The sequence below is a fragment of the Actinomadura soli genome (assembly GCF_005889715.1).
Taxonomy (GTDB): Bacteria; Actinomycetota; Actinomycetes; order Streptosporangiales; family Streptosporangiaceae; genus Spirillospora; species Spirillospora soli.
The window spans coordinates 1-7063 of record NZ_VCKW01000346.1 but is presented as its reverse complement, the minus strand read 5'-3'; the positions used below and the strand labels follow the sequence as shown (position 1 = coordinate 7063).

The window sequence follows — 7063 nt, the reverse complement described above, 5'->3', positions numbered from 1 at the left end:
ATAGTCGGCGTCAGAAGTGTATAATAGACAGCCGCCTCGCCTGCCCCCCATGACGCGCCTCCCTGGAACCCGCCAACGCGACCCGCACCGTTCCAGCCCCGTCCCCGAAGGCCGCGCCGAACCCCATGCCGCGACCCGGCCAAACCGACAATATTCCTGAACCAACCACCCCGCCAGCCTCGAAACGCCGGCGCGGCCTGGTGACAGGAAGCGGTCAGGTGAGGTGGTACTTCATGCCCATGTGGGAGGGGCGGAAGCCGATCTTCTGGTAGAAGCGCACGGCGTCGGGGCGCTGGCGGTCGGTGGTGAGCTGGACGACGCGGCAGCCGCGGGCGCGGGCCCGGTCGATGGCCCAGTTGATCATGTCCTGGCCGAGGCCGCGGCCGCGCTGCGAGGCGGCCACGCGGACGCCCTCGATCTGGGCGCGCTCGCTGCCGGTGTAGGTCAGGCCGGGGATGAACGTCAGCTGCAGCGTCCCGGCGATCTCGCCGGCGACCTCGGCGACGATCACGGTGTTGTTCGGGTCCTTCTCGATGGCGGTGAAGGCCGTGAAGTACGCGTCCGGAATCTCGTTCCCCGGTGTTTCGCGGGTGGCTCCCAGGGGATCGTCGGCGAGTAGCCGGACGATCTGGGGCAGATCGTCCGCCGTCGCGTCGCGGAAGGTCACTTCTTGATCACGCTGCACACCGCACAGGCTATCCGGACGCTAACTTGCAACGTTCACGAACGTCTTGTAGTACTACATGTTGTAGTACTACGTTGAGTGGAGACCACCTCGGTCCAGCCGAGCTGCCGGTGGTCTCGTCGCCGCGCAGGGAGATCCAATGCACCACACCGAGAACGAGGAACACTGGAGTGACCAGGCCATCTGCCGCGGTGCCGATCCCGACCTGTTCTTCCCGATCGGCTACTCCGCGCCGGTACTGAAGGCGCAGGAGGACGCCGCCAAGGGGATCTGCGCGAACTGCCCGGTGAAGGCCGAGTGCCTGGCATGGGCGCTGCGGGTCGGCGAGCCCGAGGGCATCTGGGGCGGGACGACGCCGGAGGAGCGCCGCTACCTGCGCCGGACCGCCGACGCCCCCGCGCGGCGGCCCCTTCCCGTCATCGTCGTGCGCGGTGACGCGTCCGAGCCGGAGCACGCGTCCGCCGCCTGAGGTGCGCGTCCTGAGGCGCGCGTCCGCCCCGCTGGCACGTTCCGGACGGTCGGCGCGTTGACCGTACAGGGTCGTCCAGACTTACGGTGGCTGACATGAGCGATATCCCCGAGAGGCGGCGTTCCGACGGGCTCGCCAAGCACGGGACGCGCGCCCTGTCGTCGGCGGTCCTGATCGGGTCCGTGACCGCGGTGATGTGGGTCCTGGAGCTGTTCGACCACGCGTCCGACGGATGGTTCGACCGGTTCGGGATCCAGCCGCGCGACGTCGGCGACCTGCCGGACATCTTCACCGCGCCGTTCATGCACGGCGGGTTCGGGCACCTGATGGCCAACACGGTCCCGTTCGTCGTCCTCGGGTTCATCGCGGCGGCGCGCGGCTTCGCGAAGTTCCTGGTCGTGAGCCTGATCATCATCGTGGTCGGCGGGCTCGGGGTGTGGTTCACCAGCTCGGCCAACACGCTCGGATCGAGCATCCTGATCTTCGGCTTCTTCGGCTACCTGGTGGGACGCGGGGTCTTCGAGCGGCGGCTGGTCGACATCGCCATCGCGATCGCCGTCGTCGCCCTCTACGGGACGATGCTGTTCGGCGTCGTTCCCGGCGAGGCCGGCATCTCGTGGCAGGGGCACCTGTTCGGGCTGATCGGCGGCGTGCTGGGCGCGTGGGTCCTGCGCCGCAACACCAGCGCCGAGGCTAGTTCGGCCTGACGGTGACGTCGGAGACGACGGCGTCGCGCGGCAGTTCCAGCGTCGACACCAGCACGCGCGCAACGGTGGCGGGTGCGGCGAAGTCGTCCTCTGCGTAGGGGTGGCCTTCCTGGGCGCGCACCTTCCGCTGCATCTCCGTGGCCGTCCGTCCTGGGTAGACGGTTGTGACGCGCAAGGACGGCTCCTCGGCGCGTAGCGAATCGGCCAGGGCGCGCAGGCCGAACTTGCTCGCCGCGTACGCCGACCACTCCGGGTTGGCGCGCAGCCCGGCGGTCGAGTTGACGAAGACGATGTGCCCTTCTGCGGCGCGCAGCGCGGGAAGCAGGAGGCGTGTCAGCTCCGCCGCGGACACCAGGTTGACCGACAGGTGCTCGATCCACTCGTCCGCCTCCAGGTCGGCGACCGGCGCGAGATGCACCATGCCCGCCGCGTGGACGACGCCGTCCAGCCGCGGGGGAAGCCCGGCCGCCGCGATGGACGCCTCGATGCGGAGCGGCTCCGTCAGGTCCAGCGGGATCGTCGTGACGGACGCGTCGCGCCGCGACGAGGCGACCGCCTCCGGGTTGATGACCTGGGTGGGGGCGTGCGCGCCGCCGCGCAGCCGCCCGGCCAGCTCGCCCAGGCGCTGCGGCGAGCGGGCGGTCAGGACGAGGTCATGCCCGCGCTCGCGCAGCAGTTCGGCGACCGCCGTTCCGATGCCGCCGGTCGCCCCCGTGATCAGATACGTGCCCATACCGTCCCATTCTCGTGGTTCCCCTGTCCGTGTGGACGCCCGGGGCCGCCCGCGGGTTCGCGCCCGGCGCCCGGCCCGGTCCGGGCTGGACGCCGCTCAGCTCGGGCTGGACGCCGGCCGCAGGACGCGCGTCGCCCCCGTGATCAGCGCGGTGGCGAGCACCCAGCCCGTCGTGACCAGCGCGTACGCCACCCACCGCGACCAGCTCACGGCGTCGTACGACAGCTGCTGCCCGAACGTGTCGAGCGGGATCAGCAGATCGAGCGTGTAGATCAGGGCGTGGAAGGCGGGCAGTTCGCTCCCCGGCTTGACCGGGCGCGGCTCCTCGATGGAGAACACCGTCGTCCCGAGGGCGAGCAGGGCCGCGAACCAGGCGAACGCCAGCCAGGGACGGTAGCCGTACCCGACCGTCCAGTCCAGGAGGTGGTTCCAGGCCCTGCCGACCGGGTTCAGGTGGCGGCGGCGCTCCCGGAGCTTGGCCAGCTGCACCTTGCGGGCGAGGTCGTCGTGGCCGATGCCGTGGTACCAGGCGGCGAGCTGCTCGTACGGCTGGAGGTGGAACTCGGGGTCGCGCGACACCCAGCTGAGGCGGTCCTTGAACTCGGCGCCGCGGAGCGTCTCGTAGGTCATGCCGTTCAGGTACAGCTCGTCCGGCCAGACGGACGGATGGTCCATGATCAGCGCGATCCGGGAGTACGACAGCGACACCCGGCCCTTGATCTGCTCCTCGGGCCACAGGAGCAGCTCGTCGGCCTGCAGGTGGCTCGCGTGCAGCGCCATCCGCGCCGGGTCGCCGGAGTCGAGCCGCGCCCTGGAGAACGAGAGGATGCCGTTGAAGCGGGCGCTGCGCAGCCGCACGGTGCCGAGCGCCGAGAAGTCGCGGCTGAACTCGGCGGTGTCCTCGACCACCATGTTCTGCCCGTCCAGGGCGATGCGGCCGGGGTTGACCAGGGTCGTGCCCTCCATGAACAGCCCGCCGCTCATCCGCGCCCCGACGAGCCGCACCCCGCCGGTGATGACCGAGTCCCGGACGTACATCCCGACCTCGACGACGAGGCCGCCGCTGAACAGCGCCCACGACTGCGGGTCCGGCGCGGTGATCGTCGTCCCGTTCATCCGCAGGCCCCCGCCGATCTGCGCCCGCGGCAGCTTGATCGTGCCGTCGACCTGCGAGCCGGACAGGCTGACATAGCCGTCCGCGCGGAGCCCGCCGCCGTCGAACCCGGGCATCCGGCACTTGGCGAACCGGAGCTGGCGCGTCTCGGCGTTGGTGAAGTCGGGCTCCTCGACGAGCCGGCACCGCTCCAGGCGCAGCTCGTGCTCGACCCTCCCGCCCGAGACGTCCAGCGTCCCGGTGATGTAGGCGCCGCGCAGGCGCACCGCGGCCACCGCGCCGGGACGGGAGTCGCCCGCGCCGAGCAGCAACCGGGTGATGATCTCGGCGCGGACCATCCGCTCGGGCAGCGGCCCGGCGGGACGGTCGGCGCCGAGATCGACCGTCGCGCCGGTGGGGAACGCGGCCCAGAGGCGCTGTTCGGCGTCGTTGAGTCCGGGGGGCTGGGGCACGAACACTCTTTCTACGTGGAGATCCCCTCCGCGATCAACGTCGCGGAGGGGATCCCGTAAGCGGCTGGACGGTCTAGAAGAAGCCGCGGCGGCGTCCGGCGTCCTTGAGGAAGCCGTCGAGCTGCTGCTCCCAGTTGGTCTGCTCGACGGTCGCGTAGTCGACGGTGAACCGGCTGAACGCGTCGCGGCCCTCGGTGAACGCGCCGCCGCGCTTGTCGAGCTCCAGCACGACCTCCATCGACTGCGGGTACGACACGAACGTCACCTCAAGCTGCTTGATGCCGCGCGCGTACGTGCTCGGAGGGTAGAACTCGATCTCCTGGTAGAACGGCAGTTCCTGGTGGACGCCCCAGATGCGCCCCTTCTCGCAGTCGGCGTTGCGGAACTGGAAGCCGAGGTTGGAGAACGCCGCGAGGATGCGCTCCTGCGCGGGCAGCGGGTGCACGGCGATCGGGTCGAGGTCGCCCGGGTCGACCGCGCCCGCGACCTCCAGTTCGGTCGCGAGACCGACCGTGGTGCCGCGCAGCGGCTGCCCGTACATGTGGGTGAGCGGCGCCTCCCACGGGATGGCGAACTGGAACGGGATGCTGTGCCTCGCGCCGTCGTCCAGCTCGAAGGCACCGGCCACCGGCAGCTTGGCGTACTCCAGGTTGGACGTGTACTCGTTGTCGCCCGACTCGATCTCGACCCTGGTGCGCAGGGCGAGGTTCACCGACTTGATGTCGGAGTCGTGCTGGCCCCCGATGATGGTGATCTCGCCGGTGATGGCACCACCGGGCCTGGTGTTCGGGTCGTGCAGGGTCGTTTCGATCGACGGGCCGCCGATGCCCATCGCCTGCCGCAGCTTCTTGAAGACCAAGGTCCGTCCTCCCGTTTTCGAGCACTCCGGGCGCTCTCGTCCCATACGTCCGGGCGCCCTCGTCCCATAGACGCTGTTACGGGAGATTACGTTCCTCAGTGCCTTCGTGACCTGCGAATGGCCGCGTTGACGGCCGTCAGTGGCCACCGCCTCCGGCGAGGTTGAGGCCGACGACGCCGACGAGGATGAACGCCAGCGCGGCGATCTTGAGCGCGGACACCTCGTCGCCGAGCAGGAGCATGCCGAGCGTCGCCGTCCCGACCGCGCCGATCCCGACCCACACCGCGTAGGCGGTGCCGACGTCGAGGTTCTTCAGGGCCAGGCTGAGCAGGCCGAAGCTGGTCACGGCGAAGACGAGGAAGCCGGCGGACGGCAGCGGTTCGGTGAAGCCCTTGCTGCCCTTCAGGCACAGAGCCATCGCGACCTCGAAGAGGCCGGCGGCGACGACGAGGATCCAGGCCATGGTCACCCTCCCGGGAGACGAGACGACTGCTGTCACGCGCCGTCTTCGCCTACCGGGTACGACGCACCTCGTCCGGGAGGGACCATCGGCCCTCACCAGCGTCAACGACCCTGCGCCGAAGGACATTCCGCCGAAGGACATTCCGCCGAAGCCTCCGGACGCCGGAAAGGTTCAGGATCGGCCGAGCGCGCGGTACTCCCAGCCCGCCGACCGCCATCGCGCCGCGTCGAGGGCGTGCCGTCCGTCCACCATCCGCTTGTGCCGGACGACCTCCGCCAGCGCCTCAGGGCGCACCTCGCGGAAGTCCGACCACTCGGTCAGCAGGACGACGACGTCGGCGTCACTGGCCACATCGAACGCGCTGTCGCCGTACCGCAGCTCGGGGAACGCGCGGCGGGCGTTGTCGAGGGCCGCCGGGTCGTAGACGCGGACGTCGCCGCCGAGACCGTGCAGGGTGCGGGCCACGTCCAGCGCGGGAGCGTCGCGGATGTCGTCGGAGTTGGGCTTGAACGCGGCGCCCCAGACGGCGATGCGCCGTCCGGTGAGGTCGCCGCCGAGCGCCTCGCGGACGAGGTCGACCGTGCGGGCGCGGCGGCGCCGGTTGATCTCGTCCACCTGGCGCAGGAACGACACGGCCTGCCCGACGCCGATCTCCTCGGCGCGGTGCGCGAACGCCCGGATGTCCTTCGGGAGGCAGCCGCCGCCGAACCCGAGCCCGGGACGGAGGAACTTGCCGCCGATCCGCTCGTCGAGGGCGAGGGAGTCGGCGAGGTCCTTGATGTCGGCGCCGACGGCCTCGCACACCTCCGCCATCGCGTTGATATAGGAGATCTTGGTGGCGAGGAAGGAGTTGGCGGCGACCTTGACCAGCTCGGCGGTGGCGAGGTCCGTGCGGATCACCGGGGTGCCGAGGTCGAGGACGGGCTTGAACGCGGCGCGCAGCCGCTCGTCCGCCCAGTCGGACGCGACGCCGAACACGAGCCGGTCGGGGCGCATGGTGTCGTCGACGGCGAAGCCCTCGCGGAGGAACTCGGGGTTCCACGCCAGTTCGACGTCGTCGCCCGCGGGAGCGAGGTCGTGGACGAGGCCGGTGAGGCGCCGCGCCGTCCCGACCGGCACTGTCGACTTCCCGACGATGAGGGCGCGGCGGCGCAGCAGCGGGGCCAGCGAGCGGACGGCGGAGTCGACGTAGGTCAGGTCGGCGGCGTCCGACCCGGGGAGCTGCGGTGTCCCGACGCAGAGGAAGTGGACGTCGCCGAAGTCGGCGGCCTCCACGTACGAAGTGGTGAACCGGAGCCGGCCCGAGTCGAGCGCCTTGGTGAGCAGCTCGGGCAGTCCGGGTTCGAAGAACGGGACCTCGCCGGACGCCAGCCTGCCGATCTTGTGCTGGTCGACGTCCACGCCGAGGACCTCGAAGCCGAACGCGGCCATGCAGATCGCGTGCGTGGCGCCGAGGTAGCCGGTCCCGATGACGGTCAGTCTCGGGACCTCCGCCTCCCTGTGTTTCATGTGCACCTCCTCTTTGTGCCGCGGGTGAACTGCTGTCGCGGGGGTTGGCAATGGCGGGGGATTGCGGTGGCG

At 70.6% G+C, this 7063-nt stretch carries 8 protein-coding genes and 1 riboswitch; of the genes, 2 read left to right on the top strand and 6 right to left on the bottom strand.

Annotated features, from left to right (window positions below):
* Nucleotides 1-214 precede the first annotated feature (214 nt).
* The gene (locus ETD83_RS37575) at nt 215-667 is read right to left on the bottom strand and encodes a GNAT family N-acetyltransferase (protein WP_138649963.1); all 453 of its coding nucleotides are present in this window, start codon (nt 665-667) and stop codon (nt 215-217) included.
* A gap of 157 nt (nt 668-824) precedes the next feature.
* Between ETD83_RS37575 and ETD83_RS37570 the strand changes: the two genes are divergently transcribed.
* A complete protein-coding gene (locus tag ETD83_RS37570; protein ID WP_138649962.1) occupies nt 825-1154 on the top strand; it encodes a WhiB family transcriptional regulator in 330 nt (109 codons plus the stop codon).
* 95 nt (nt 1155-1249) lie between these two features.
* The gene (locus tag ETD83_RS37565) at nt 1250-1861 is read left to right on the top strand and encodes a rhomboid family intramembrane serine protease (RefSeq protein WP_138649961.1); all 612 of its coding nucleotides are present in this window, start codon (nt 1250-1252) and stop codon (nt 1859-1861) included.
* On the opposite strand, the gene ETD83_RS37560 is transcribed toward ETD83_RS37565, so the two are convergent.
* From ETD83_RS37560 to ETD83_RS37540, 5 genes are all read right to left on the bottom strand, one after another.
* Entirely contained in the window at nt 1848-2594 is a 747-nt protein-coding gene (locus ETD83_RS37560; protein ID WP_138649960.1) for an SDR family oxidoreductase, read from the bottom strand. The two genes, ETD83_RS37565 and ETD83_RS37560, sit on opposite strands and share 14 nt — an antisense overlap.
* Before the next feature lie 96 nt (nt 2595-2690).
* Nucleotides 2691-4160 (bottom strand): hypothetical protein, encoded by a 1470-nt coding sequence (locus tag ETD83_RS37555; protein WP_138649959.1) that lies wholly within the window; start codon nt 4158-4160, stop codon nt 2691-2693.
* A gap of 73 nt (nt 4161-4233) precedes the next feature.
* Nucleotides 4234-5019, bottom strand: coding sequence for a sporulation protein (locus ETD83_RS37550; RefSeq protein ID WP_138649958.1), 786 nt, complete (start codon nt 5017-5019; stop codon nt 4234-4236).
* Nucleotides 5020-5155: 136 nt separating this feature from the next.
* Complete coding sequence (locus ETD83_RS37545) at nt 5156-5482, bottom strand: DMT family transporter (protein WP_138649957.1); 327 nt, start codon at nt 5480-5482, stop codon at nt 5156-5158.
* Nucleotides 5483-5515: 33 nt separating this feature from the next.
* Nucleotides 5516-5579, bottom strand: a riboswitch (guanidine-III (ykkC-III) riboswitch).
* Between the two features lie 74 nt (nt 5580-5653).
* On the bottom strand, nt 5654-6991 hold the full coding sequence (locus tag ETD83_RS37540; protein ID WP_138649956.1) for a UDP-glucose dehydrogenase family protein: 1338 nt from the start codon (nt 6989-6991) through the stop codon (nt 5654-5656).
* Between the last annotated feature and the right edge of the window lie 72 nt (nt 6992-7063).

Bases quoted from the DNA above. Each gene is read 5' to 3' on its own strand.
- ETD83_RS37570 (WP_138649962.1), top strand. From the start codon at position 825: ATGCACCACACCGAGAACGAGGAACACTGGAGTGACCAGGCCATCTGC.
- ETD83_RS37560 (WP_138649960.1), bottom strand. From the start codon at position 2,594: ATGGGCACGTATCTGATCACGGGGGCGACCGGCGGCATCGGAACGGCG.
- ETD83_RS37545 (WP_138649957.1), bottom strand. From the start codon at position 5,482: ATGGCCTGGATCCTCGTCGTCGCCGCCGGCCTCTTCGAGGTCGCGATG.
- ETD83_RS37565 (WP_138649961.1), top strand. From the start codon at position 1,250: ATGAGCGATATCCCCGAGAGGCGGCGTTCCGACGGGCTCGCCAAGCAC.
- ETD83_RS37540 (WP_138649956.1), bottom strand. From the start codon at position 6,991: ATGAAACACAGGGAGGCGGAGGTCCCGAGACTGACCGTCATCGGGACC.